This is a genomic window from Corallococcus sp. M7 (genome assembly GCF_054512695.1).
On record NZ_CM137252.1, the window covers coordinates 2,014,922 to 2,039,350 of the forward strand.

Annotated in this window: 25 protein-coding genes; 9 read left to right on the forward strand and 16 right to left on the reverse strand. The window is 70.6% G+C overall.

Going from position 1 to position 24,429, the window contains the following annotated elements:
• Positions 1-94: 94 nt before the first annotated feature.
• The 3 genes from ACX114_RS08455 to ACX114_RS08465 are packed head-to-tail and all read right to left on the reverse strand — an operon-like array spanning position 95 to position 3,088.
• Complete coding sequence (locus ACX114_RS08455; protein WP_459296466.1) at positions 95-1,333, reverse strand: MFS transporter; 1,239 nt, start codon at positions 1,331-1,333, stop codon at positions 95-97.
• Positions 1,323-2,264 carry an NAD-dependent epimerase/dehydratase family protein gene (locus tag ACX114_RS08460; protein ID WP_459296468.1) on the reverse strand — a complete coding sequence of 314 codons (942 nt, stop codon included), beginning with the start codon at positions 2,262-2,264 and terminating at the stop codon, positions 1,323-1,325. The genes ACX114_RS08455 and ACX114_RS08460 overlap by 11 nt, the downstream gene beginning before the upstream one ends.
• A complete protein-coding gene (locus ACX114_RS08465; RefSeq protein ID WP_459296470.1) occupies positions 2,261-3,088 on the reverse strand; it encodes a lysophospholipid acyltransferase family protein in 828 nt (275 codons plus the stop codon). Before ACX114_RS08465 ends, ACX114_RS08460 begins: the two co-directional genes overlap by 4 nt.
• 94 nt (positions 3,089-3,182) lie before the next feature.
• Between ACX114_RS08465 and ACX114_RS08470 the strand changes: the two genes are divergently transcribed.
• Positions 3,183-3,800 (forward strand): hypothetical protein, encoded by a 618-nt coding sequence (locus tag ACX114_RS08470; RefSeq protein WP_459296472.1) that lies wholly within the window; start codon positions 3,183-3,185, stop codon positions 3,798-3,800.
• 11 nt (positions 3,801-3,811) lie between these two features.
• Here ACX114_RS08470 and ACX114_RS08475 read toward each other — a convergent pair whose 3' ends face one another.
• The gene (locus tag ACX114_RS08475; protein WP_459296474.1) at positions 3,812-4,201 is read right to left on the reverse strand and encodes a VOC family protein; all 390 of its coding nucleotides are present in this window, start codon (positions 4,199-4,201) and stop codon (positions 3,812-3,814) included.
• A gap of 241 nt (positions 4,202-4,442) precedes the next feature.
• On the opposite strand from ACX114_RS08475, the gene ACX114_RS08480 reads away from it, so the two are divergent.
• Positions 4,443-5,564, forward strand: a complete 1,122-nt coding sequence (locus ACX114_RS08480; RefSeq protein WP_459296476.1) for a catalase family protein — start codon at positions 4,443-4,445, stop codon at positions 5,562-5,564.
• Between the two features lie 48 nt (positions 5,565-5,612).
• On the opposite strand, the gene ACX114_RS08485 is transcribed toward ACX114_RS08480, so the two are convergent.
• From ACX114_RS08485 to ACX114_RS08505, 5 genes are all read right to left on the reverse strand, one after another.
• Positions 5,613-6,101 (reverse strand): SRPBCC family protein, encoded by a 489-nt coding sequence (locus ACX114_RS08485; protein WP_459296478.1) that lies wholly within the window; start codon positions 6,099-6,101, stop codon positions 5,613-5,615.
• Positions 6,102-6,202: 101 nt separating this feature from the next.
• Positions 6,203-6,556, reverse strand: a complete 354-nt coding sequence (locus ACX114_RS08490) for a hypothetical protein (protein WP_459296480.1) — start codon at positions 6,554-6,556, stop codon at positions 6,203-6,205.
• Between the two features lie 124 nt (positions 6,557-6,680).
• On the reverse strand, positions 6,681-7,556 hold the full coding sequence (locus ACX114_RS08495; protein ID WP_459296482.1) for a 4-hydroxy-3-methylbut-2-enyl diphosphate reductase: 876 nt from the start codon (positions 7,554-7,556) through the stop codon (positions 6,681-6,683).
• Between the two features lie 90 nt (positions 7,557-7,646).
• A complete protein-coding gene (locus tag ACX114_RS08500) occupies positions 7,647-9,554 on the reverse strand; it encodes a M56 family metallopeptidase (protein ID WP_459296484.1) in 1,908 nt (635 codons plus the stop codon).
• Positions 9,551-9,937, reverse strand: coding sequence for a BlaI/MecI/CopY family transcriptional regulator (locus tag ACX114_RS08505; protein ID WP_014394523.1), 387 nt, complete (start codon positions 9,935-9,937; stop codon positions 9,551-9,553). The genes ACX114_RS08500 and ACX114_RS08505 overlap by 4 nt, the downstream gene beginning before the upstream one ends.
• A 237-nt stretch (positions 9,938-10,174) precedes the next feature.
• On the opposite strand from ACX114_RS08505, the gene ACX114_RS08510 reads away from it, so the two are divergent.
• From ACX114_RS08510 to ACX114_RS08525, 4 genes are all read left to right on the forward strand, one after another.
• On the forward strand, positions 10,175-11,314 hold the full coding sequence (locus ACX114_RS08510) for a CgeB family protein (protein WP_459296486.1): 1,140 nt from the start codon (positions 10,175-10,177) through the stop codon (positions 11,312-11,314).
• Positions 11,311-12,381 (forward strand): CgeB family protein, encoded by a 1,071-nt coding sequence (locus ACX114_RS08515; RefSeq protein WP_459296488.1) that lies wholly within the window; start codon positions 11,311-11,313, stop codon positions 12,379-12,381. Before ACX114_RS08510 ends, ACX114_RS08515 begins: the two co-directional genes overlap by 4 nt.
• 57 nt (positions 12,382-12,438) lie before the next feature.
• Positions 12,439-12,813, forward strand: coding sequence for a DUF3253 domain-containing protein (locus ACX114_RS08520; RefSeq protein WP_459296490.1), 375 nt, complete (start codon positions 12,439-12,441; stop codon positions 12,811-12,813).
• 90 nt (positions 12,814-12,903) lie between these two features.
• A complete protein-coding gene (locus ACX114_RS08525; protein ID WP_459296492.1) occupies positions 12,904-14,166 on the forward strand; it encodes a saccharopine dehydrogenase family protein in 1,263 nt (420 codons plus the stop codon).
• Positions 14,167-14,182: 16 nt separating this feature from the next.
• Here the strand turns inward: ACX114_RS08525 and ACX114_RS08530 are convergent, their stop codons facing one another.
• Positions 14,183-15,370 carry a bifunctional methionine sulfoxide reductase B/A protein gene (locus ACX114_RS08530; RefSeq protein ID WP_459296494.1) on the reverse strand — a complete coding sequence of 396 codons (1,188 nt, stop codon included), beginning with the start codon at positions 15,368-15,370 and terminating at the stop codon, positions 14,183-14,185.
• 193 nt (positions 15,371-15,563) lie between these two features.
• On the opposite strand from ACX114_RS08530, the gene ACX114_RS08535 reads away from it, so the two are divergent.
• Positions 15,564-15,899 (forward strand): hypothetical protein, encoded by a 336-nt coding sequence (locus ACX114_RS08535; protein ID WP_459296496.1) that lies wholly within the window; start codon positions 15,564-15,566, stop codon positions 15,897-15,899.
• 186 nt (positions 15,900-16,085) lie between these two features.
• Here ACX114_RS08535 and ACX114_RS08540 read toward each other — a convergent pair whose 3' ends face one another.
• On the reverse strand, positions 16,086-17,591 hold the full coding sequence (locus ACX114_RS08540; RefSeq protein ID WP_459296498.1) for an FG-GAP-like repeat-containing protein: 1,506 nt from the start codon (positions 17,589-17,591) through the stop codon (positions 16,086-16,088).
• A 209-nt stretch (positions 17,592-17,800) separates the two neighbouring features.
• Between ACX114_RS08540 and ACX114_RS08545 the strand changes: the two genes are divergently transcribed.
• Together ACX114_RS08545 and ACX114_RS08550 are read left to right on the forward strand one after the other, a co-directional pair.
• Complete coding sequence (locus tag ACX114_RS08545) at positions 17,801-18,643, forward strand: class I SAM-dependent methyltransferase (RefSeq protein WP_459296500.1); 843 nt, start codon at positions 17,801-17,803, stop codon at positions 18,641-18,643.
• A gap of 41 nt (positions 18,644-18,684) precedes the next feature.
• Positions 18,685-18,969 (forward strand): hypothetical protein, encoded by a 285-nt coding sequence (locus tag ACX114_RS08550; protein ID WP_459296502.1) that lies wholly within the window; start codon positions 18,685-18,687, stop codon positions 18,967-18,969.
• On the opposite strand, the gene ACX114_RS08555 is transcribed toward ACX114_RS08550, so the two are convergent.
• The 5 genes from ACX114_RS08555 to ACX114_RS08575 form a co-directional block, all read right to left on the reverse strand.
• The gene (locus ACX114_RS08555; RefSeq protein WP_459296504.1) at positions 18,957-20,027 is read right to left on the reverse strand and encodes a FadR/GntR family transcriptional regulator; all 1,071 of its coding nucleotides are present in this window, start codon (positions 20,025-20,027) and stop codon (positions 18,957-18,959) included. The two genes, ACX114_RS08550 and ACX114_RS08555, sit on opposite strands and share 13 nt — an antisense overlap.
• Positions 20,028-20,235: 208 nt before the next feature.
• Entirely contained in the window at positions 20,236-21,774 is a 1,539-nt protein-coding gene (locus ACX114_RS08560) for a DUF1501 domain-containing protein (protein WP_459296506.1), read from the reverse strand.
• Positions 21,775-21,786: 12 nt separating this feature from the next.
• Entirely contained in the window at positions 21,787-22,446 is a 660-nt protein-coding gene (locus ACX114_RS08565; RefSeq protein WP_459296508.1) for a hypothetical protein, read from the reverse strand.
• On the reverse strand, positions 22,436-23,863 hold the full coding sequence (locus ACX114_RS08570; protein ID WP_459296510.1) for a hypothetical protein: 1,428 nt from the start codon (positions 23,861-23,863) through the stop codon (positions 22,436-22,438). The genes ACX114_RS08565 and ACX114_RS08570 overlap by 11 nt, the downstream gene beginning before the upstream one ends.
• Before the next feature lie 119 nt (positions 23,864-23,982).
• A complete protein-coding gene (locus ACX114_RS08575) occupies positions 23,983-24,360 on the reverse strand; it encodes a hypothetical protein (protein WP_459296512.1) in 378 nt (125 codons plus the stop codon).
• Positions 24,361-24,429 lie beyond the last annotated feature (69 nt).

The following is a 24,429-nucleotide window of genomic DNA, read 5'->3' on the forward strand; positions in this document are numbered from 1 at the left end:
CTCGTGAGCAAAAGCCTGCTCCCACGGGTCGGGTGAAGACAAGCCCCCCAAAGGAGGTATGGGGTTGCCGGGAAGGAAGCGACCCGGGTGGGTCTTAAAGGCTTGAGCGCCCCGCGTCGTCGCTGGTTTCCCGATGGAGCAGCAGCCCCAATCCGGCCGCCGCGAGCGCTGACACCATGCCTGTCAGGAAGGGGGCCTGGGTGCTCCACGACGCATACATCCAGCCGCTCGCCACCGGACCCACCGTGCGGGCCAGCCCACCGCACGACTGCGCCAGACCCAGCACGGCGCCCTGCTGCGACGGCGGGGCCACCTGGGAGGCCTGGCTGGAAATCAACGGCTGCAGGAAGCCCGTCCCCACGCCCACCAGCACCACGGAGACCATCATCGGAATCGCCTGCCACGACACCGCGAGCCCCGCCATGCCGCACGCGAGCAGGAGCGCGCCGCAGATGAGCAGCTTGAACTCACCCGCCGCGCGGGACAGCGGGCCAATCAGCCCACCCTGGATGACCATGCCCAGGCCGCCCACCACCGCGAAGGTGTAGCCCACCTCCTTGGAGCCCCAGCCCAGCCGCGCCTGCACCAGCAGCGCGAACGCCACCTGGAGCGTGGTCATGGACAGGAACACGGCGAAGAACAACCCCAGCACCATGCCCAATGCCTTGCGCCGGGACGGGTCCTGCAACGCGGCCCAGCGCGTCTGGGATTTCGCCGCCACGCGCTTCTCCACCGGGTGCGTCTCCGGCATCGCGAAGAGCGCGCCCAAGAAGCCCACCAGCGCCAGGCCACCGGCGAGCAGCGGCGGAACCCACGGCCCCAGGCCGGAGAACAGGCCGCCCAGCGTGGGCCCCAGCACCATGCCCAGGCCGATGCCCGCGCCAATGCGCCCCATGGCCTTCGCGCGCGTCTCCTTCGTCGTCACGTCCGCGAGCGCCGCCTGGCATGCGGCGATGTTGCCGGACGTCGCCCCCGCCAGGATGCGCGACGCGAAGAGCAGCGGCAGCATCCGCTGGTGGCTGGCCAGCGCGAACAGCGCCATGGCCGCCGCGTTCGCCAGCAGGCTCAGCAGGATGACCGCCCGCCGCCCGTGCCGGTCCGAATAGCGCCCGAGCAGCGGCGTGGCGAGCAGCTGCGTGAAGCTGAAGCACCCCAGCAGGATGCCCACCGTGCGCGCCGAGCCGCCCATGGACTGGACGTAGAAGGGCAGCATCGGGATGACGATGCCGAAGCCCACCAGGTCCAGGAACACGGTGAGGAACACCACCGCCTCCACCCGGCGCAGGAGGCCCGGCGAGGCCGCGGGCGCCGCGCCCACGCTCTCAGCCACCATGGCCCGCCCGGTCCACCGGCAGCGCGTCCGCGTAGGCGCGCAGGATGCGGCCCTCGTCGTAGGTGTACTGGAAGCCCGTGGCCTCCAGGAAGCGCTTGTTGTCCACCACGATGGGGTAGCGCAGGTGGTCCGTGGCCCCCACGGACAGCCGGGGGAAGCCCGCCCGGCCGAGCAAGAGCGACAGCACCGGCGACGGCAGCGGCACCGGCGTGCGGCCCGTGCCCTTGATGATGACGGACAGCGGGATGGGCGCGGGCCCCGCGACGTTGAAGAGGCCGCGCACCTTCTTCTCCAGCGCCAGTTGCAGCGCCGTCACCACGTCCTCCTCCTGGAGCACGTGGAAGAGCGGGTCGTAGCCCAGCACCATGGGCACGCGCTTGCCGCGCAGCAGGTTCGCGAGCGTGCCCGTGCCCGGCGTGCCCAGCGTGTACACGAGCCGCAGCACCGCGGTGGTGACGTCCGGCAGGCGCCACAGCGCCGTGGCCGCGTACAGGTCCGCGGCCACCAGGTCCGCCAGCTCCGGGATGGCCTCCAGCGCGCGCGGGGGCTCGTCCTCGCTGTGGTACAGCGGCGAGTCCGGCGCCGCGCCGTAGAACGTGTGCCGGCCCACGAAGAGCACCTGCTTCACGCCGTGCGCCGCGCAGTGGTCGAACAGCGCCTTGGTGCCGTCCAGGTTGATGCGGCCTCGCTCGTGGCCCTGCACGGTGAACGCCGTCACCGTGGCCATGTGGATGACGGCCTCCGGCTTCCAGCGCCGGAAGACGTCCTCGGCCGCGCGCTTGCGGATGTCCACCGGGTGGACCTCGATGCCCTTGGGCGCGTCCCGCCACGGGCGGACGTCGATGCCCGCGACCTCATGGCCGCTGTCGCGCAGCTTGAGCGCCAGCCTGCGCGCGATGCCGCCGGAGATGCCCGCGATCAACACCCTCATGGCAACAGCCTCCGGGCCCGGCGCAGGTTGCGCTCGGCGCGGTTGTCTTCGATGAGCCGCTGGATGCTCGCCTTCACCTGGTCCACGTAGCCCTGGATGATGTGGTCCTCCTCGTCACCCGTGCCCTCGAAGACGAGCGGCTCGCCGTAATGGATTTCCAGGCCGACGGGCAGGGGCAGGGGCAGGAGGTACGGCGTCAGCGGGACGTACGGAACGCCCAAGAGCTTGCCCAGCGCGTACGCGTTGGTGACCGTGGGGATGGCCGCGCCGCCGCCCAGGAAGGCGAAGGGGATGATGGGCGAGCGCGTCTGGAGCGCCAGCCGGATGAACCCCGTGCCGAAGTCCACCAGCGAGTAGCGGTCCGGATAGAGCTTCGCGGTTCCCCGCGCTCCTTCCGGGAAGATCATCAGGAGCCGGTCGTCCTCCAAGAGGCGCACGGCGTGCTCGGGCAGGCCGGTGAACTGGCCGGTGCGGCTGGCCCACAGCGAGGCCACGGGGAACTTGTGGATGAAGCGCTCCACCATGCCCTGCGCGAGCCGGGGCGGGTCCATCTCCAGCAGGGTGGAGGTGAGCACCATCATCCCGTCCACCGCGACGCCGCCGGAGTGGTTGCCCACCAGCATGCCGCGGCCCTTCTTCGGGATGTGCTGCACGCCGGTGCAACGCACCCGGAAGTAGTTCCGGTAGAGGAAGGCGAAGAACTCCAACGCCAGCTTCAGATGCTTCTTGGAGATGCCGTACGGGTCGACACCGTACTCGTTGAAGGGCAGCTCCAACCGCTCCACCCGCTCTGACAGGGACTCGCTCTGGGGCACGGGGCGCACCGTAGCACCGCGCGTGCGCTTTGCACGGGGGGCCCGCGTCCCCCATTGTGCACCCGACGGGTGCCCCGGCCGGGGCCCCAGGGAGTGACGCGTGATGGCGGGGCAGCCGTGGACGGGAATGCTGGACGGGGTGCTCGCGTGGGCCAGGGCCCTGCCGGCGGGGCTGTCCAACCAGGTGGCGGTGGACGTGGCGGGCCGGCGGGTGCGCCTGTCGCACGCGCGGGTGGAGGCGCTGTCCCGCGGCGTCCTGGGCCGCGTGAAGGGGCTCACCCTGCGCTCCTGGGACTGCACCCCGGCCGTGTACGACCTGCGGCTGGACGTGCGCGGCTGGAAGCTGCGGGTGGAGACCACCCCCCAGCGCGTGGAGCTGGCCCAGGGGCGCTACACGCTGTGGCTGTCCACGCCGGGCCGGGTGGAGCTGGAGGAGTCCCCCGGCGCGTCCTCGTTTCTGATGGGCGCGCTGCGCACGGGGGCGGGGAAGGCCGCGCTCCAGGCCCTGGCGCGCAAGCTGCTGCCGCCGGGGCTGGCCTGGGATGGACAGGTGCTCCGGGTGGAGGGGGCGCTGCCGAAGGAGGGCGCGCTGGCGGCCCGCCTCTTCGAGTCCTCCTCCCTGCGGATGACCGCGGAGCACGCGCCGGAAGGGCTCTGGCTGTCCGCGGAGGAGTGGCCGGGGCTGTTGGATCTGCTCCAGGCCGCGCTGGGCCCGGGGTAGGGCGGGCGCTGCTAGCGGCCCTCGCCGTCCCACACGTTGGCGCGGCCCTCCAGGGGACCGCGCTGCGGGCGGACGATGCAGAAGCGGTGGCCCGTGGGGGCCTCCATCACCCACCAGCGCTTCACGTACGCGACGCGCTTCGCTCCCAGGGCCTCCAGCCGCTCCAGCTCCGCGTCCAGGTCATCCGATTCGATGTCCAGGTGGATGCGGCTCTCGTGCTCCACCTGCTGGAGGAGCAGCGAGGGCTCGGCGTCCGTCGCCTCCAGCTCGCGGTAGTTGGGCGAGTCTGGATCCACCGGCTTCGCCTTCCGTCCCAGCGCCGCGCTCCAGAACCGGGTGGCGGCTTCGATGTCCTCGACCTTGCAGTCGATGACGAACGTGCTGAGTCGGCTGTGATGCATGGCTGCGCTCCTGATGGGCCGGGCAGGGGGGAAGCCCGTTGAGGGGGAGCCAGGGATACACCGAAAAGCGGGTGGAAGGTACGACGGATTGAAGGGTGGGCGGGATGTGTGGCGCGCACCACTTCGCGCCGCCGGAGCATCCAGCAGCGGACCTTCCAGCCGCGGAAAGTCGAGGGGCTCCTGCCGGATGAAGGAAGGGCGCCTACCTCCAGCCGCTCATCATCCAGGACGGTTCTTCCGCATGAGCGAGTCCGCGTCGAAGCAGGCGTCGCGCACCTATGTCCGCTACAGCGACGACGTGGAGGTGGTGGAGCCCGGCGAGGGCGAGCTCATCCAGAAGGTCATCGCCGCGATGATGAAGGGCATGGCCCTGACGCGTCCGAAGCACGGCCGCTCCGTGCGTCCCGCGCACGCCAAGTCCCACGGGCTGCTGAAGGGCGAGTTGCGCGTGCTGGAGGACCTGCCTCCGCACCTGCGCCAGGGGCTGTTCTCCCAGGCCGGCACGTATGCCGTGGTGGCGCGGCTGTCGCACGTGCCCGGGGACCTGGACGATGACCGGAAGGTGTCCGGCCCGCGCGGGATGGCCCTCAAGGTCCTGGGCGTGGACGGGCTGGGCCCCATGCTGCCCGGCCACGCCGGACAGACGACGCAGGACTTCACGCTGGACACCGGCAAGGTGTTCAACGCGTCAAACGTGAAGTCGTTCCTCGCGCAGATTACGCCCGTGGAGATCATCGCGCCCCGGACGCCGCAGGCCGTGAAGGGCGCGGTGTCCGCGGTGTCGCTCGCCGCGAACAAGGGGCTGCACGCGGTGGGCTCGGACAGCTCCATCCTGGACTTCTTCGGCCACCCGTTCCTGCACCCGCTGGGCGAGCCGTACTACAGCCAGGTTCCCTTCCGGTACGGCGACCACATCGCGAAGCTGAGCGTGACGCCGGACTCGCCGGGCCTGCGGGCGCTGAAGGACGTGAAGCTGGACGTGAGGGACTTCGACGGCCTGCGCAAGGAGGTGGTGGCGTTCTTCCGCGCCCACCCGGCGGAGTTCGTGGTGGGCGTCCAATTGTGCACGGACCTGGAGCGGATGCCGGTGGAGGACGCGAACGTGGAGTGGTCCGAAGAGGAGAGCCCCTATCAGCCGGTCGCGCGGCTCGTGTTTCCCGCGCAGGACGCGTACGACCCGGCCCTCCAGGACGCGGTGGACGAGGCGATGTCGTTCAGCCCCGCGCACAGCCTGGCCGCGCACCGGCCCCTGGGCGGCATCATGCGCGCGCGCATGGCGGTGTACGAGGCCGTGGGCCGCGCCCGGAGGGAGCAGAATGGCCAGCCCGTGAAGGAGCCGCGCGGCGCTGGCGACCTTCCCTGAAATCCCGGCGGGGGCGGGAGACGTGGCGCCTCCCGTCCCGGGCCCGGCTCAATGAGGCAGCACGAGCAGCTTGTCCAGGGCCGCGTAGCTCTGGTTGATGCCCTGCTCCATGCCGGCCTGGACCATGCCCTTCAGGTCCTCCACCGTGTGGAACAGGGAGACGCTGACGAGCTTCGTGCGGCCGTCGCCCAGGTCCTCCAGCGTCGTCCTGTCCACCGAGACATGGCCGGGCTCGCCGTCCCACTCGAAGGTCTGCTCGATGAGCTCCGGGGGCTTCAGTTCGCGGAAGCGGCCCTCGAAGCCATACGTGCCGTCCTCCGCGTGCTCGATGAAGCGCCAGTGGCCGCCGCGCCGGACGTCCATGCGTTCAATGACAAGCTTGTTGCCCCGGCCCCACCATCGGGCAACGAGCGTGGGGTCCGTCAGGGCCTTCCACACCCGCTCGCGGGACGCGTTGAAGATGCGCTCGATGCGAACCTCCCGCTCGGAGGTCTGCGTGATGAGGGCCTTGGGTGAGCTCGTGACCTGGGTTGTCATGGCATTCCTTTCGTGACGGGCTCCGTCTCCTCCAGGATGCGCACCCAACGTCCAGGTCCCGCCCGGCCGTGCTTTCGGCCGGGCGGGGTCCTGGCTGTGGGTCAGTTGAGCTCGCAGACCTGACAGACCGGTCCGATGAGCTTCCAGGTCGTACAGCTGCCGCCCGGGGGGCAGCAGCGCTTGTACTTGGTGCCGGGCAGGCCATAGCCGCTGTAGGTGGTGTTCGGCTCGTCGTACCCGGCGGTGTTCGAGCAGGGCGTGCGGCACTCGGCCTGCCAGGTGATCATCGACTGCATCTGGGAGATGGGGCAGTTGGGGTCCGTGCCGATCTCCTGCTCCACCTGGGCCTCGCCGCCAGGCATCTCGGCTTCGTCAGCCCCGGTGGCGGGGCCACAGGCGGTGAGGACGCCCAGGGAGAGGCTCATCAGGAACCACGCTTTCACCATGCTTCGCATGCGCAACGCTCCGGTCGGTGCAAGGCGGCAATGCCTTGCATCGTGGGATTGCGGCATGGCCGCGTTCGCATGACAAGCGGGGGAGGCCGGATGACGTAGGGGAAACCCACGACACCGTGCCTGGCTACTTGCGCTTCTTCGACATGGAGCGGACGAAGATGGAGTCGATGCCGTGGATGCGCAGGGAGATGAAGTCCTCCGCGGTGGCGTTCTCGTAGCCCGCGTCGCGCATCTCCTTCACGAACGCCGGCGTGACGCCGTGGATGCGCATGGACACCAGGTCATCCGCGCCCAGGTCCTTGAAGCCCAGGCCGCGCATCTCGCGGATGAAGTCCGGCGTCACGCCGTGGATGCTCATGGCCAGCAGCGAGTCCAGGGGCAGGCCCTTGAAGCCCAGCGCCGCGAAGCCCTGGATGCGCTCCGGCGTGACGTTGTGGATGCGGCAGCTCACCAGCTGCTCGAGCGTCAGCTTCGGGTAGCCCTCGGCCGCCATGGCCCGGACGTATTCCGGGGTGACACGGAAGAGGCCCACCTGGACCAGCTCATCCACGGTGGTCACCTTCTGGCCCACGGCCGCGAGCGCCTGGACGCGCTGCGGGCCGACGTTCACGCTGGCCATCAGGAACTGTTCGTCCGCGTCTGGCTTGGGGATGCCCAGCTCCGCCAGCTTCTTCGTGAAGCTGGCGTCCGGGCTGAAGCGCCAGGTGCCCACGCCCTGGCCGTCGTTGAAGCGGCCCTCGAAGTCGAACGTCCCCGCCTCGCGCACCAGCTTGAAGGGGGCGCTGCTGCCGTCCGCGGTCGACAGCCCCTGGAAGTCGGCGAGCGGCGCGGAGAAGCCGTGGTGCGAATCAGGGCGGTCCTTGGGCTGCAATGACAACTGCAACTGCTGCTCCTTCACATACGCGCCCCACGTGCCGGTGCGCTGCGCATCGGCGGCGAGGACGGGGAGGGTGAAGAGCATCACGGCCAGGGTGAGCCACGGAGACAGGCGCGACGTCATGACGGCGACTCCTTTTCGGACAAGGCGCGGCCTGTCCGCGCGCCCGGGAAGGCGCGCGCGGTGGGGCCGCTTGGGAGAGGAAGGGAGGGGTTACTTCCGGGGCTTCTGCATGCGGCGGATGAAGTCCGCGTCCACGCCGCCAGCGCGCAGGCGCACCAGCTCATCCACGGTGGCGGGCTTCACGCCCGCGGCGTCCAGCTCGCGCAGGAAGTTGGCGTCGACGGACATCGCGCGCAGCTGCAGGGCCTCATCCAGCGTCAGGTTCCCGAAGCCCGCGGCCTTCAGCTCGTTGAGCCACGCGGCGTTGATGTCCAGGGCCTTCGCGGCCAGCAGGTCGTCGGAGTCCTCCTTGCCGAAGCCCAGGGCCGTCATCTGCCCCAGCCACTCCGGCGTGACGCCCATGTGCTTCATGGCGATCAGCTGCTCGGCGGGGATGGAGCGGCCGAAGCGGTCCGTCATGGACTTCGCGTAGTCCGGCGTGACGCCCGCGTGCTGGAAGCCCACCAGCGTGTTCACCGTGGGCTCGTAGCCCATGGCGGAGATGCGCTCGACGACCTCTGGCGTGACGCCCGCGATCTTCAGCGCGACCAGCTGGTCCACGCTCAGCGGGTCCACGCCCACGCGGGTCTTCTCGTCGGCGTCGTCCGACTCCTTCCTCGCCGCGCGGGCCTTCTCCTTCGAGGAGGGCGCGGGGTTCGGAGCCGGCGCGACGACCGGCGCGGGCGCCGGGGGCGGAGGCGGGGGCGCCGCGAGGACCGCGAGCGGCATCGGCTGGGGGACCGCGAGCGCGGCGGGTGCCACGGCAGTGCGCGCGGCGGCGGGCGCGGGCATCGCCGCGGTGTGCGTCCGGTCCCCGGACACGGCGGCATCGGTACGGGGGCTGGCGTTCACGGCGGGCGGCGCCAGGGCCTTCTCCTCCTGCGCCTTCGCGGGCTGCACCGCGAGCGCCGTCAGCGGCACCGCCAGCGCCAGGCTGCTGGCCAGCGTGACGATGGACACCCCCGCCGCCCAGCGCGACGAGCACCGCGAGTTGGGCGCCACCACCAACCGCCGCACGCGGTCCTTCAGCGAACCGCCCAGCGCGGACATCGCGGGGCCTTGGGCGTCCATGCCCTGCAACCGCAGCGCTTCGAGGGCGGTGAGCGCTCGGGCGTAGGGGAGGGCGCCGGGGCCCTGCCGCACCGCGAGGTCGTCACAGCAGTTCTCGCGCTCCACGCGGATGACCTGGGACATCCACCACACGGCCGGGTGGTAGAAGAGCAGCGTCTCCACCAGCGTCTGCACCACGTTCACCGCGAAGTCGTGACGGCGGATGTGGGCCAGCTCGTGGGCCAGCACCAGCTCCAGCTCCCGCACGGCCAGCCCGGTGAGCGTGGCGGTGGGGACCAGCACCACCGGCTTCAGCCAGCCCAGCGTGGACGGCACGTCCAGCTTCGACGACACCAGCAGGCGCACCGGACGCGTGAGGTTCAGCCGCCGCGCCAGCACCTCCAGCCGCTGCTGCCATTCCCACGACGCGTGCACCGCCTCGTCCACCTGCCGGCGCAGCCCCATCCAGCCCTTGAGCAGCCGCAGCGATGACGCCGCCACGCCCAGGCCCCACGCCAGCACCAGCCAGGGCAGGTGTTCGCCCACCTGCTGGAAGACCCCGTCCAGCCGGGGCAGCGTCGCGGTCTCCTTCACGGACAGGGGGCGCGAGGCGGGCTGCCGCGTCAGGGCGGGAGCCACCGGGGCCGCCATGGGCGCCACGGTCCGGGTGATGGCCGCCGTGCGCGCCACCGGACGGGACTCCGCCGCGCGCGAGGCATGCCGCCACGCGGTGGCCACCGGCAGCGCCAGCATGATGCCCAGCGCGCCGCACGCCAGCGCGTAGCGCAGGTTCGCCGAACGCCGCCCCACCCACCGGAGCGCCAGCGCCAGGGCCACCGCCACGAGCGCGCCCTGCCACACCAGGTGCACGAGCGCCCAACCCACCGCTTCCAGGACGAGACCGTTCATGACTCCGACTCCTTCTCGAGCGAATCCAGCAACTGGCGCAGCTCCGCCAGCTCCTCGGGGGACGTCTTCTTCGTGGACAGGGCCTGCAGGGCGAGCCGCGCCGGAGAGCCGCCGAACACGCGGTCCACCAGGTCGGTGACCAGCTGCTGCTGGGTGCTCTCCCGGGGGAGCCGGGCGCTGTAGACGTGCGCGCGCTGGGACTCGTCGCGCGTCACCAGCCCCTTCTCCGTCATGATCTGCATCGTCTTCAGGACGGTGGTGTAGCCGCTCCCGTCCTGGAGCGTCTCGTGGACCTCGCGCACCGTGCGCGCGCCCCCGTCCCACAGCACCCGCAGGATGGCCAGCTCGGCATCCGTGGGTCGCGGCAGCTTTCCTCGGCTCATGGCTTCCTCTCTCCTCACCGCTTCCTACGCATAGTTATACGAACGATTTCGTAGGTGTCAACGAAGCCTTTCGTACTTCACGGGCAAGGCGCCCCGTGGGGAGGGGAAAGGGCGTCCCCGAGGGCTGGCGCCCAGACAAGCCATCAGGGAGGGGTGAACCGGACGGCGGGGTGTTTACCGTTTTCCCGACCGGGCCCATGACCACGCGGCGGGGGAGCCCGAGGAGCCTGTCCATCCATGCGTGTCATCCTCTTCTGTCATTCCCTGCTGTCGGACTGGAACCACGGCAATGCCCACTTCCTGCGCGGGGTGGTGACGGAGCTGGCCGCGCGAGGCCACTCCGTGCGCGTGTTCGAACCCGAGGACTCGTGGAGCTTCCAGTGCCTGCTGGAGGAGCCCTACGGCGTGGCCGCGCTCAACGAGGCCCGTGCGCTCTATCCGCACGTGCGTCCGGAGCGCTACACGCCCGGCACGCTGGACCTGGAGGCCGTGCTCGAAGGCGCGGACCTGGTGCTGGTGCACGCCTGGACGCCGCCGGACCTGGTGCGCCGCATCGGAGCGCATCGCGGTGACGGCGGCCGCTTCCGCCTCCTCTTCCACGACACCGGGCACCGGAGCGTGAGCGCGCCGGAGGAGATGGCCGGCTATGACCTGTCCCGCTACGACGGGGTGCTCGCCTCCGGAAACGTGCTCCGGGAGCTCTATGTGGAGCGAGGCTGGGCCCCGCGAGCGTGGACCTGGCACGAGGCCGCCGACGTGCGCGTGTTCCACCCGCACCCGCGCAACCGCGAGGTGCGGGACCTGGTCTGGATTGGCAACTGGGGAGACGACCAGCGCACGAAGGAGCTGCAGGAGTTCCTCGTGGAGCCGGTGCACGAGCTGGGGCTCACCGCGCGGGTGCATGGCGTGCGCTACCCGGCCCCCGCCCTGCGAGCCCTCTTCGACGCCGGCATCGAGTACGCCGGCTGGCTGCCCAACCACCGCGTGCCCCTGGCCTTCTCCCAGGCGCGCGTCACCGTGCACATCCCCCGGCGGCCCTATGCCACGCTGCTGCCCGGCATCCCCACCATCCGCCCCTTCGAAGCGCTGGCGTGCGGCATCCCGCTGGTGTCTTCCCCCTGGGAGGACTCGGACGGGCTCTTCACCCCGGGCCAGGACTTCCTCGTCGCCCGGGACGGGGCGCGGATGCGGCGCCACCTGTCCGCGCTGGTCGCGGACGCGGAGATGCGGCACGCCTTCGCGGAGGCTGGCCTGCGCACGGTACTGTCGCGCCACACCTGCGCGCACCGGGTGGAGGCGCTGCTGGTCATCTGTCAGGAGTTGGGGATGTCCGGCGACGTCCTCCATCCGCTGTCCTCGGAAAGAGTCCTCGCATGAGCCCCGGCCTGCGCATCGCCTTCTTCGGTTCCAGCCTCGTGTCCACCTGGTGGAATGGCGCGGCCACCTACTACCGGGGGCTGCTCCGCGCCCTGCACGCGCGTGGGCACCAGGTCACCTTCTATGAACCGGACGCCTCCGGCCGGCAGGAGCACCGCGACCTCCAGACGCCGGACTGGGCCCGTGTCGTCGTCTATTCCAACAACCTGGGCTCGGTGGACGAGTGTCTGGATGACGCCTTCGGCGTGGACGTGGTGGTGAAGGCCAGCGACGCGGGGTCACTCGACGCGTATCTGGATTCCCGCGTGCTGGAGCTGCGCCGCTCCGGCACGCAGGTGGTGTTCTGGGACATGAGCGCGCCCGCCACGCTGGAGCACGTGGCGAAGGACGCCCACCACCTCTTCCGTCAGCTCATCCCGCGCTTCGACCGCATCCTCACGTCCGGCGGCGGCGCGCCGGTGGTGAACGCGTACCGCGAGCTGGGCGCGAAGCAGTGCGTGCCCATCCTCGCCGCGGTGGATGCGGACACGCACCACCCCGTGGCGCCCGAGCCGCGCTTCGCCTGCGACCTGGCCTTCCTGGGCAACCGGTTGCCGGATCGCGAGGCGCGCGTGAATGACTGCTTCTTCAAGGTCGCGCAGGCGCTGCCCCGCGCACGCATGCTCCTGGGAGGCAATGGTTGGGAGGAGCGCGTCGTGCCCGCCAACGTCGGCCGCCTGGGCCACGTCTACACGCAGGACCACAACGCGCTGAACTGTTCCGCGCGCGCGGTGCTCAACCTTCACCGCGACAGCATGGCGCGCTTCGGCTTCTCACCCTCCACCCGCGTCTTCGAGGCCGCGGGCGCGGGCGCCTGCCTCATCACCGACGCCTTCGAGGGCGTCGAACAGCTCCTGGAGCCCGGCCGCGAGGTACTGGTGGCCCGCTCCGGTGAAGAGGTCGCCGAGCACATGAAGCGCCTCACCCCGGAAGACGCGCGGCGCATGGGACAGGCCGCGCTCCGGCGCGTGCTGGCCGAGCACACGTACGCGCACCGCGCCCTGGAGGTGGAGGCGGCGCTGGGCTGAAGCATCGACATGGCCGGGGTTGAAACCCGGCGCGGCGGGACGCATGGATGGGAGGGCATGACCTCCCCGCCGCCTCCCAAGCCCTGCGCCGTCTGCGGCCGCGCCATCACCTGGCGCCGCAAGTGGGCGCGCGACTGGGAACAGGTGCGGTACTGCTCGGATGCATGCCGGGGGAAGCGGACCGGGGCACGGGATTCCCCCTGGGAGGCGCGCATCCTGGAGCTGCTCTCCCAGCGGGCAGGCGGCGCCACCGTGTGCCCCTCCGAAGTCGCCCGCGCGTCCGGCGGCGAGGACTGGCGCGCGTGCATGGAGCCGGTGCGCGAAGCGGCGCGCAGGCTCGTCGCTCGCGGGGTGTTGGACATCGTGCAGGGGGGAAGGGTGGTGGACCCGTCCACCGCGCGCGGCCCCATCCGGTTGCGCCTGCGCGCCTGACGCCCCGAGGTGTAGCGCCCCGCACAGGGCATTCACGGGCGGTGGAATCGCGCTTGCGCTCACATGGAGGGTCCGGCTACGCGCCGCCCCATGGCCCACGACAAGAAGCCCGCGTTCGACATCATCCTGTGGGGCGCCACGGGATTCACCGGCCGCCTGGTGGCGGAGTACCTGGCTCGCAACCAGGACGCGCACCGCGCGAAGTGGGCCATCGCCGGGCGCGATGAAGGCAAGTTGGATCAGGTCCGCTCGGAGCTGGTGAAGGTGCGGCCGGAGTTCGCGGACCTGCCGGTGGTGATTGCCGACGCGAAGGACGCGGCCTCGCTGGACGCGATGGTGGCGCGCACGCGCGTCATCATCTCCACCGTGGGCCCCTACAACCGCTACGGCAACGAGCTGGTCGCCGCCTGCGTCCGCGCCGGCACGGACTACTGCGACCTGACGGGCGAGGTGCAGTGGATGCGCAAGACCATCGACGCCCACGACGCGCGGGCGCGCGAGACGGGCGCCCGCATCGTGCACACCTGCGGCTTCGACTCCATCCCCTCCGACCTGGGCACGCTGATGGTCCAGGACTACATGCGGGAGAAGCACGGCGGCCACTGCGACCAGGTGCGCTTCCACCTGACGCGCATGCGCGGCGGCTTCAGCGGCGGCACCATCGCCAGCATGATGGACACCCTGGCGGCGGTGAAGGCGGACCCGTCCCTCAAGAAGGTGCTGACCAGCGCCCACGCGCTGGACCCGGAGCCCTCCCGGGGCACGAAGGAGGAGCGCGACCTGGCCACGGTGAAGAAGAGCCCGGACACGGGCACGTGGACCGCGCCCTTCGTGATGGCCTCCGTCAACACGCGCGTCGTGCGGCGCTCCAACGCGCTCTTGGGCTACCCGTGGGGCCGCGACTTCTTCTACTCGGAGGTCTCCGACTTCGGCCCCGGGCCCAAGGGCCTGGCGCTCGCCACGGCGACCACCGCGGGGCTGGGCGGCTTCATGGTCCTGTCCAACGTGGACCCCGTGCGGGAGCTCCTGGAGAAGCACGTGCTGCCCGCGCCGGGTGAAGGCCCGTCCGCCACCGTGCGCGAGCGCGGCCTCTTCGAGGTGCGGCTCTACGGCGAGGGCCACTCGCCCAAGAGCGGCCAGCGCGTGAAGGTGGAGGGCAAGGTCGCGTCGAAGGGAGACCCGGGCTACGCGGCCACGGCGCGCATGCTCGCGGAGTCCGCGCTGTGCCTCGCCTTCGACACCATTCCCAAGCGGGGTGGTGTGCTCACCCCCGCGTCCGCCATGGGCATGGTGCTGGTGGAGCGCCTGCGCAAGGCGGGCATGACGTTCGAGGTGCACGACCGCGCCGCGTGAGGGCGCGGCGGGCGCTTCAGTCGCGCAGGTAGTGGCAGGTGTAGCCGCCGGGGTTCTTCACCAGGTAGTCCTGGTGGTAGCCCTCGGCGGGCACCCACTCGCCGGCGGCGGTGATTTGCGTGACGACGGGCCGGGACCACTTGCCGGACCTGCCCACGCGGGCCTTCACCGCCTCCGCCGTCCGGCGCTGTTCGTCCGACAGATAGAAGATGGCGGAGCGGTACTGCGAGCCCACGTCATTGCCCTGGCGGTTGAGCGTCGTCGGGTCGTGCATGCGGAAGAACCACTTCTCCAGCAGCGCCTCGTACGTCAGCAGCTTCGGGTTGAAGACGACGCGCACGGCCTCCGCGTGCCCCGTCTCCCCGGTGTGCACGTCCTCGTAGGTGGCGCCCTTCAAGGCGCCGCCCGTGTAGCCCACCTCCGTGTCGATGACGCCCGGGATCTTCCGGAGGATGTCCTCCATGCCCCAGAAGCACCCGCCCGCCAGGTACGCCGTCTCGCGAGTGGCCTCCGTGGGAGCCGCCGCCTTCGCCAGCACGACGGCGCCCGCGGCGGGGGCGAGAGAGCCCTGGGGCTCGGGCTCGCTCGGGGCCGCGCGGCCGAAGGTGGGCAGCCACGCGCCATAGCCCTTCGCGGCCAGCTCGTTCACGGGGATGAAGCGCAGCGACGCGGAGTTGATGCAGTAGCGCAGGCCCGTGGGCTTGGGGCCGTCCTCGAAGACGTGGCCCAGGTGCGAGTCACCGTCCTTCGAGCGCACCTCCACTCGCTCCATGCCCAGGGTGCTGTCGCGCTTCTCCACCACGTGGGCCTTGTCCAGGGGGCGGGTGAAGCTGGGCCAGCCGGTGCCGGACTCGAACTTGTCGCGCGAGGAGAACAGCGGCTCGCCGCTGACCACGTCGACGTAGAGCCCCTCGTCGTGGTTGTTCCAGTACGCGTTGCGGAAGGGAGGCTCGGTGGCTTCGTGCTGCGTCACCTGGTAGGCCAGGGGGGACAGGGTGCGCTTCAGCTCCGTGTCGGACGGCTTCGCGTACTTGCGGCCGTCCTGCACGGGGGCGGACGCGGTGGCCGAAGGCTTCGCGTCGGGTGGAGCGCCACGCGCTTCGGTGCACGCGCTCAGCACGGTGGCCAGCACCAGCACGGCGGGCCACAGCCTGCGCGTCAGCGACAGCCGGGTGGGAGAAGACACTGCTCGGGCGGACGACATGGGTCGCGAAGCCTCCGGCGCCGCCGGAAGAAGGGCGCCTCCTCTCCTTACGCGCGACGCCGGGGGGCGGTTACAGCGGGGCCGCGAGGACCTGCCAGCCGGGCGGGCCTCCCCGTGGCTCGCCGGAGGGCCGGGCAGTGGCCGGCGGAGGGCGGAGGGGCTACCGTTCCTCGCGAGGACCGGGAGGAAGCCGATGAGCCGGGCACGCGGGCCGCGAGGTCCAATCGGGCGGGTGACGGGCATCTCGCGCGCGGAAGGCGCCAACGTCATCCTTCGCATCCGGGCCCTCCAGAGCGTGGAGGGCGCCGCGCCGGTGGCGGAGCGCAACGCGCCCCGGCGCTCCTTCGCGGAGGTGATGGAGCGCCACGCGCAGGGGCTGAACAGCGCGGAGCCCCTGCCGTTTCCCGTGGCGCCCAGGCCCCTACCGCCGCCCGTGCGCGGTCACGAGGACGAAGAGTTGATGTCCGCGGAGCCCGCCCCCGACACCTTCGTCGGGCTCATGTGGTCCAAGCTGAAGCGCTCCCGCTGAAGCGCTCCAGGCAGGCCGCTACCACGACGTCACGGTGGGCCCACCCAGGGACACGTAGTCCTGGCTCGCGGCGTCGTTGGCTGAAGCGCTCCAGGGAAGCCGCTACCACGACGTCACGGTGGGCCCACCCAGGGACACTCAGTCCAGTCGCGCCACGTCGTTGGCTGGAGCGCTCCAGGCAGGCCGCTACCACCAGGTCGCGGCGAGCCCTCCCAGGGACACGTAGTCCTGGCTCGCGGCGTCGTTGGCGGAGTGGGGATCCGCGGGGACGCTGTGCGTCCGCGTGGCGGTGATGCGGTAGGACAGGCCCACGCTGGAGCGCGGCAGCGGCGCGGAGAAGCGCAGGACGGTGGTGTCGCCCACGGCCAGCGGTCCCACGTCGCACTGGAGCATGCCGGCGGCCATGAGGCAGTCCCGGGTGCTCGCCTGGAGGCCCGGGGGCAGGGCCACGGTGATGACGGCCCGGGCCAGCGGATCCGGCCCGTGCTGCGTGACGTTGAGCGTGTAGTCTATGCGCGGCATGGACACGCCCGGCCTGGGGACGGCGGTGAGCGTCACCTCCACGTCCGCGGACGCCGCGGCCCGGAGCACGGACACGTCATGTCCCCGGGTGTTGGCGGTGACGACGTCCGGCTTCAGGTCGCCATCGAGCAGGCCCACCGCGACCGCCGCGGGGCCTTCTCCCGTGGGCAGGCGCGTGGGTGCGCCGAAGGAGCCGTGGCCCTGGCCGGGCAGCAGGGACACGGTGTCCTCGTTGAAGTTCGCGGTGACCAGGTCCAGCATCCCGTCGCCGTTGAAGTCGCCGGGCGCCACGAAGTACGGCCCGCCCTTCACGGCGAAATCCACGCGCACGGGGAACGTCCCGGTGCCGGTGCCGCGCAGCACGGACACGCTCTGGCCCCGGAAGTTCGCGGTGACCACGTCCAGCTTCCCGTCTTCATCCACGTCCACCACCGCGACGGAGTAGGGCGCGTTGCCCGTGGCGAAGTCCATGCGCGGCCGGAACGTCCCGTCCCCGTTGCCGAGCAGCACCGACACCGTGTCCACGAAGTTCGCGGTGACCAGGTCCGCCATCCCGTCGTGGTTGACGTCGGCCACCTTCACCGCGAACGGGTTGGTGCCGGTCGTCACGTCCTTCTGGGGCATGAACCGTCCGGAGCCCCGGTTCAGCAGCACCGACACGGAGTCATCCAGCGAGTTGGCCGTCACCACGTCCAGGCGGCCGTCGCCATCCAGGTCGCCCACGTCCACGGCCGAGGGCTCCGCGCCCACGGAGTGGTCGGTCCGCGCGCCGAACGTCCCATCTCCGCGCCCCAGCAGCACGGACACCGTGCCCCCGAAGTGGCTGGTGACCGCGTCCAGGTGGCCATCTCCGTCGAAGTCCCCCACCGCGACCGCGCCGGGCAGCGGGCCGGTGGGCCGCTCCATGCCGGGCGCGAACGTCCCGTCCCCCTGGCTCCGCAGCACGGACACGGTGCCCGCGGTGTGGTTGGCCGTGATGACGTCCACGCGCCCGTCCTCGTTGAAGTCACCCAGCGCCACGGAGCGAGGCCCCATCCCCGTGGGTGAGGCGCGAGGCCCATCCAGCAGCGGCCGGGCCGGGGTGGTCGCCATCCGCGGCAGCGCCATGGCGATCAACACCGCGACGCTGAACAGCATCACGCCCGCATGGGTCATTCGTGGGTGTCTCATGTTCGTCCCCCTCTTCATTCACGATTCACGGCCCTGAACCGGCAAGGCCGTATGAACGCGGTTTCCATGACATCCCCGCGTGGTGTCGAAGAAGTAAGAAGGGGGGCCTGGCGGGGCCATGCGTCCCGGGGGAAGGTGCGGTGACGGGCGGTGGACAGGCGCACGTCCCCGGAGGGACGGGTTGCGCGCGGAGTAGGCTGCGACGTCCCATGTCCCTTCCGTCAGAACCCCCGCCTTCCTCCCGCCAGCCGTTGGTGGTCACCACGTCGGACCGGGTGGACGTACAGCTCGCACAGCGTGCGCGGAGTGCGGCGGAGGCGGTGGGCGTGCCGTATGTGGAGCGCCACCACAAGCTGCCCCTGAAGAAGCTGCTCACCGACATGGCGGACGCGCTCATCGTCTTTGAATCCACGGCGGTGTCGCTGGTGGACGCGCAAGGGACGCTGCGCTTCTCACCGGGGCTGGCGCACCTGCGGGTGAAGCAGCTGGACGCGGGCGTGATGGAGGACCAGCTCGTGCGCGTCGCGGGCCTGCGCGAAGGGGAGCGCGTGTTGGACTGCACGCTGGGCCTGGGCGCGGATGCGCAGGTGGCGGCGCGGCTGGTGGGGCCGGGCGGAAGCGTCGTCGCGCTGGAGAAGAGTCCGGCGCTGTATCTCCTGGCGCGGCACGGGCTCGAGGGGCTGCCGCGCCACCCGGCCGCCTGCGCGGTGAGCGCGGTGTACGCGGACGCGGCGGAGTTCCTGCGCACGTTGCCGGACGGTGCGTTCGACGTGGTGCTCTTCGACCCGATGTTCGAGCGCGAGCGCAAGTCCTCCGCCGCGTTCGAGGCGCTGCGCCGCCACGCGGACTACTCACCGCTGACGCGAGAGACGGTGGATGAGGCCCGGCGCGTGGCCCGCCGGGTGGTGGTGCTGAAGGGCTCGCGCTACTCGAAGGACTTCAAGAAGCTGGGCATCACCCCGGAGCCCGCCCGGCCCAACGCCACGGTGTTGTGGGCCCGACTGCCGGGTATGGGCAACCCTGGAAATCCTGGTGGGTCCAGGAACACTTGATACCGTCCCGGATGGCTGTGACTCACCACCGGGAGCGACACATGAAGACGCTGAAGCGGGGACTGTTGCTGATGGGCTGCCTGCTGGGGACCGTGGGCTGTGGCGTGGAGGCGCCGGAGGAGGGCGCGCCGGTGCAGGAGGACACGCAGGAGGTGTCCGCGCAGGCCAGCTGCATCCCCGGCCAGACGCGCACCATCAAGGTGGGCTGCTGCACGCCCACGCTGGAGCGCCGGCAGAACCAGATCTGCACCAACTCCGCGGGCTCCTGGAGCAACTCCGGCTCCAGCTACTGTGGCGGCTCGACCCTGAACTGCTACGGCGGCTGATCAGGAGGCCCGAGGTGCGTTGATCCATCCTGCGCGCAAGCAATCCTCGCGCAGGGTGGTCTCCAGGAACCGGTGGCTGGAGCGTCGATGTGCGGGAGGCCGCTCTCCGGAGATGAACCGTCCCCATCAGCCCGACAGTCGGCGCGCGCTCCATCCATCTCAGGGGGCGTAGGCCCCGGAGCTGTTGGAGGCAGCGGTGCCTCGCTGGCCGGAGCCACGGAGGAGGTCGCTGCCTGAGGGCACGGCGCAACCCCGGGCGCCTCGGTGTCCACCATCCCAGTGGCTGCCACGGGTGCACCGACGAGGTCCTCCTGGGTGCATGGGGCCTCGGGGGACGCAGGCTTGACGGGGATGGGAGCGAAGGCATTCAGCACCAGCTCATCGCGAGCCTTCAGCAGTGCCGGCAGCTCGTGCTGAAGTGCCTGCACGTCGCGCTCGTGCAGAATCGCCATCGCGCGGAAGGCCCACTCGCGCAGCGCGTCTCCGCCCATGAGCGGCAGCAACTGGGCGGCTCCTCCCAGGAAGGCCCGCTGCAGGGACTGAACAAGGAGCACGTGCCCGGGACGCGCCGCCACCCGCGCCGCATGCCGCAGCAACTCGAACTCCGCCTGTGCGCAGGTTGCCCCCGGCTCCCAGCGCGCCGCGTCCTGGAGCTGGAAGCACGTGCTCCCCAGCCGGTCCAGGTCGAGGTCCGAAGCCTTCGCACAGCAGTCGGCCAGCAACTCCAGCAGCACCTGCCGCTTGAGGTTGAAGTAGCCCTCCAGAAGCCACCGGGCATCCGGGTTGCTCGCGTCATGCAGCGCCAGGCCCAGGTTCTCCAGCGTCAGCGACTCATCCAGCGGAACCGCGCGCGTCTTGCGTCCGGGGCGTTGCACCACCAGCCCCCGCGCCGCCAGCCGTCGCAGCGCCTCGCGGATGGTGCCCCGACTCACCTCATAGCGGCGCGCCAGCTTCGCTTCGGAGCCGAATTGCCCGCTCGGGTGCAGCCGGCCCAGCGCGATATCGCGCTCGATCTGCGCCTCCACGTAGGCCACGAGTCCTCGCCGTTCCATCCCCATTCCCCTTCCTCGTCCCAGCATCGCCATCCAACCACAGGGGTCTGACATGGACGTGCGGCCCCATCCTCCGCGTCGCTTGCCGGGCCAGCGAGCCCCCGGGCCGCATGGGCTGAAAACCTGTCCGACAGTCGGACAGGTTTTCAGGCAACCGGGCCCGGGCGGGTGCCTCTGCCCGTTGCCCGATTCGGGAGGCTCCGGACCGGGGGCTTCAGGTCCGCTTGAAAGCGCTGGCGTCCGGTAGGCCGCTGCCGCTCAGGTCCGCGCCCATGGCGGTGAGGACTCCGGAGAAGATGTCCGGTTCGTTGGAGGTCACCTTGCCCGGCTGGGGGGCTCCGGTGCGCGCGTCGAAGCCGTAGGTGAGGGTGGTGTTTGGATCCACGCCTCCCAGCACGGTGTTTCCCTTCACCATGGGCGACAGCAGCAGGAAGCCGTTGTTGAGGTCGTGGCCCGAACCGAACTCCGTGGCGCCGGAGGGGCGCGGGCGCGTGCGGCCGAACTCCGTGGCCACGTAGATGAGCGTGCGGTCCCACATGGACTCGCCCAAGTCCGCGTCGAAGGGCTCCGCCTTGAGCAGCGTGATCAGCGCGTCCACCGTGGACAGGATGCGCGCCCACATGAAGGCCTGTCCGCCCCGGTGGTCGTTGTGGCTGATGTCGAACGCGAGCGGCGGATTGGCGATGCCGTTGGGCCCGCCCACCGCGACGTTGAAGTCCGGCCCCAGCGTCACCGACACGGACACCCGGTACTTGAGCAGCAGGAACGCGAGCGCCGCCTGGCCCTGCACGGGGTCCGTGAAGAAGCCGGGGAACACCTCGCGCAGCCGCGCTCCGTCCGGTGAGCTCTCCAGCCCATACTTCGACAGGGGAATGGCTGGCAGGTCCGGCAGGACGTTGAGCTTCGTGATGAGGTCCAGGGCCTCCAGCTTCGGCTGCTGCACGCCGCGCTGTTCGCTCCAGCGCTTCAGCGCGCCGCTGTCCTGGAAGGTGCGGCCGAAGATGGACTTCTGGTCCAGGGCGTCCCGCGTGCTCCGCGCCAGCGCGATGACGTCCTTCGACGGCGCTCCGGCGATGCCTCGCGAGCCATCCAGGCCCAGGGGCCACAGGGACGGATTGACCACGGGCTCCCCGAAGCAGGACAGGGGCAGGCTGTCGTCGGTGCCTCGCTCGGCGTAGCCGCCCGTGCCCATGTTGACGTTGGGCAGCGGCATGCCGCCTCCCCACTGGAGCGCGACGGCCTCCTGGAGCGTGCGGCCCCGCCATGCGCCGTTGCCGGTGAGCGAGCGCTTCTGCGCGATGCCGTGGTTCACGGACGTGCCCACGGAGGTGGCCACGAGCATCTCGCTCGCGTGCTTCTTCACGAACGCCAGTTGGTCGGTGTTGACCGGGATGTTGATGCTGCCCAGGCGCGAGTTGCTGTACTTCACCGCGCGGAAGGGGCTGTCCGCCACGCCCTGCACCTGCGTGTCCGGGAAGGTGTTGAGCGCGGCGGCGTTGGCGGACTCGGATTGGCGCACCGCGAGGAAGCTGTCCACGATGGACGCGCCCCCCGCCGCCCCGATGACGATGAGGAACTTCGGCTTGCCGTCGAGCGCGGCGCGCTTCCGGCCCAGCTTCTCCAGGGACTCGGGTGTCTGGAGGGAGTCCCGGCAGCCGGAGAGGAAGGGCGCGAGCGTGGTGCCCGCCGCGCAGAGTGACAGTGCCCGCAGCATCTCCCGGCGTGACAGCCGGCCCGTGGTCTTGAGGGTCATGGGAGGGGTTCCTCAGTAGAAGACGGCTTCGGCGGAAGAGAAGACGGCGAGACACGCGGCCTGCATCCACGCGACACCTGGCGTGGCCACGCCGGTGGCTTGTACGTCGGCGGACAGCCGCACCAGCGTGTCGCGCTCGTCCCGGGTCGGGTCCCGCAGCCACGCGCGGCGCACCAGTGAGGTCACCGCCGTGGCGACCGCGGGGCTCGCGGCATCCGCCAGCCTGCCGTCCGCGGTGAGGACCACGTCCTTGAACACCACCGCGGCGGCGGGCGTGTTCACGTCCAGCGCGATGCGCGCGTTGCACGCGGAGAGCACGGTGCGCTCCACGGCGATGGGCGTGGTGGCGCCCGTGACGGGGGCGGTCTCGTAGACGCTGTGCTGGTAGGGATCCACGCCGCCCAGCGCCACGCCATGCACGTTCTGGCAGGGGTACTGGCCCAGTTCGTTGCACACGGACGACGCGGGCAACTCCAGCGCCTGGGACAGGTCGAGCGACAGGCGCTCGGGGCCCTTGAAGCGCAGGTTTCCCTTCTGGGACTTCGCGACGCCGCCGTCCCATTCGGGTGTCACGCCGGGGTTCGCGTCCGGTCCCAGGTCGACGGCGGTGGGGAGCTTGTCGGAGCAGCCCGTGAGCAAGAGACAGGTCAACAGCAGGCGTTCAGGGCGCACCGTAGGCCTCCGTGCGGATGAGGTCGTGAAGCATCTTCTGCACGCGGTACGCGTGCGTCGTGCGGAAGGCCTGCCAGGTGCGGACGAACTCCTCGTTCTCCTCCGGCAGCGGCGGGTGGCCGACGAGCAGCTTCCAGTAATCCGTGACGGTGGAGATGGCGAAGGCGTCGCTGTTGGCGGCGACCCGGGCCCACTCCATCAGGTTGTTCACGGGCTGGCCCAGGATGACGCCCTGCTCGGGCGTGTTCTTCAGCGTGGCCGCTTCGTTGGGGAACAGCAGTTCCAGCCGGTTGGGGATGTAGCGGTTGGGCAGCCCGCCCAGGCCGTTGTAGTTGCGGTACGGATACGACAGCGGATCCAACGTCGCGTGGCACGCGGCGCACTGGGGCGCCTGGACGCCCTTGGCGTCGTAATCGCGCGGCTCGTTGGGGACGCTGTGCAGGCCCTCCTGCTTCGCGATGTCCAGGCCCAGGTACGCGCGGTACATCTGCGACGCGGCGTTGCGCGGCAGCGCGGTGAACATGACGAACGAGGTCAGCGTCCACGCGCTCGTCATATTGCCGGCGCGCCGCGAGGCCTCCACGAACTGGGAGGAGAGGGTGTTGGTGGCGGTGTACGTGGTGGGGCCCGAGCCCGAGCGCTTCACGTAGAAGCTGGCGGTGAGGACGTCGCGCGCGTCGTGGTCGTCCGTCTGGGACCAGGTGAAGAGGGCGTAGTCATCGTAGTAGTCCGCCAGGGGGATGATGCCTGCGTCCTCGCCGGACTTGATGGAGCCGACGGGGCGGATTTTCGGGTGGGCCACCTTCCAGAGCTGTCCGTGCTTGCCGCGCCAGAAGTCGGACTGGAGGCAGCGGTCCAGCTCCTGGTCGATGAAGGCGCGTTGCTTCTCCTCGCTGCCCAGTTCCAGGAAGGTGACCACCTGGGCGTAGGTGGGGGACGTGCCGCAGAAGTCGCTGAGCATGCGGCGGTACGCGAAGCGCGGGTCGTACTGGCAGACCTTGAACCGGGGATTCTCTCCGCCGCCGCAGACGCCGCTGGGCGGGACGCTGGAGGCATCGCCGGGCAGGGAGCCCTGCTCGACCTCGAACTGATTGGGGGCACCGTCGCCGTCGGTGTCCTCGGTGGCGACGGCGCGTAGCGCGGCGGGGAGGGCGGCAGCGAAGTCCGCGTCGGAGAGGGGGCGCGGCTTGCCGGGGGCGAGGTGCGGCTCCAGCGCGGCGCCGTAGCCGTTCCGCTGGGGCGGGGCCACGTGACAGTACGTGCAGGCGGGCTGGGTGCCCTGGCACGCGGGCGCGGTGGGGTACTCGGCGCAGAAGGTGCCGGGGCCGGTGGGCATGGCCACGGCCGGGGGCGCGAACCCGAGCAGCAGCAGCCCGGGCAGCAGCCATCGGCGTGGGGGTGGAGAAGGGTAGGGCACGCGGGCTCCGGGAACGGGTGCTGCTGTACGGACACCCCAACCCGGAAAATCAGAAAAGGTTTCGGAGATTCGTGTGCGCCCTGCTCATCACGGCCGCCGTTCGATGAGGTGGCGGGCCTCTAGTGCTTCACCAGCGTGGCGCAATGCATTCCCTTCGCCTTGAGTGTCTCGATCATCTTTCCAATCGTCTTGTCGTCCAGGTTCGGCAGTTCCTTGTGCGAACAGTCTTTGATGTCAGTGATGATCTTCGCCTGCTCTTCCGTCGTCTTCTTGGCGAGAGATTCCTTCATGAGCTCTCTATCGATGATGTCCGTGAACTTCTTCAGGTCCGCGTCTTTGAGCTTCCATTCCGAGTTCGCCGCGGTGATGTCCTTGTTGATGCAAGCGACGAGTTTCTTCCTCGTCTCCGTGTCATCCTTCGCTGAGGCGGGGGTGGCGAGGATGAGCAGAAGCGAAGTCATCGTCAGCAGTGTCGGGAACAGCGGGCGGGATGCCATGTGAGTCCTCCGGTTCCGAGGAAGCTTAGCTTTCAATGCCCTGGCTCCCTGGCGCTTCGTGTGCCCCGT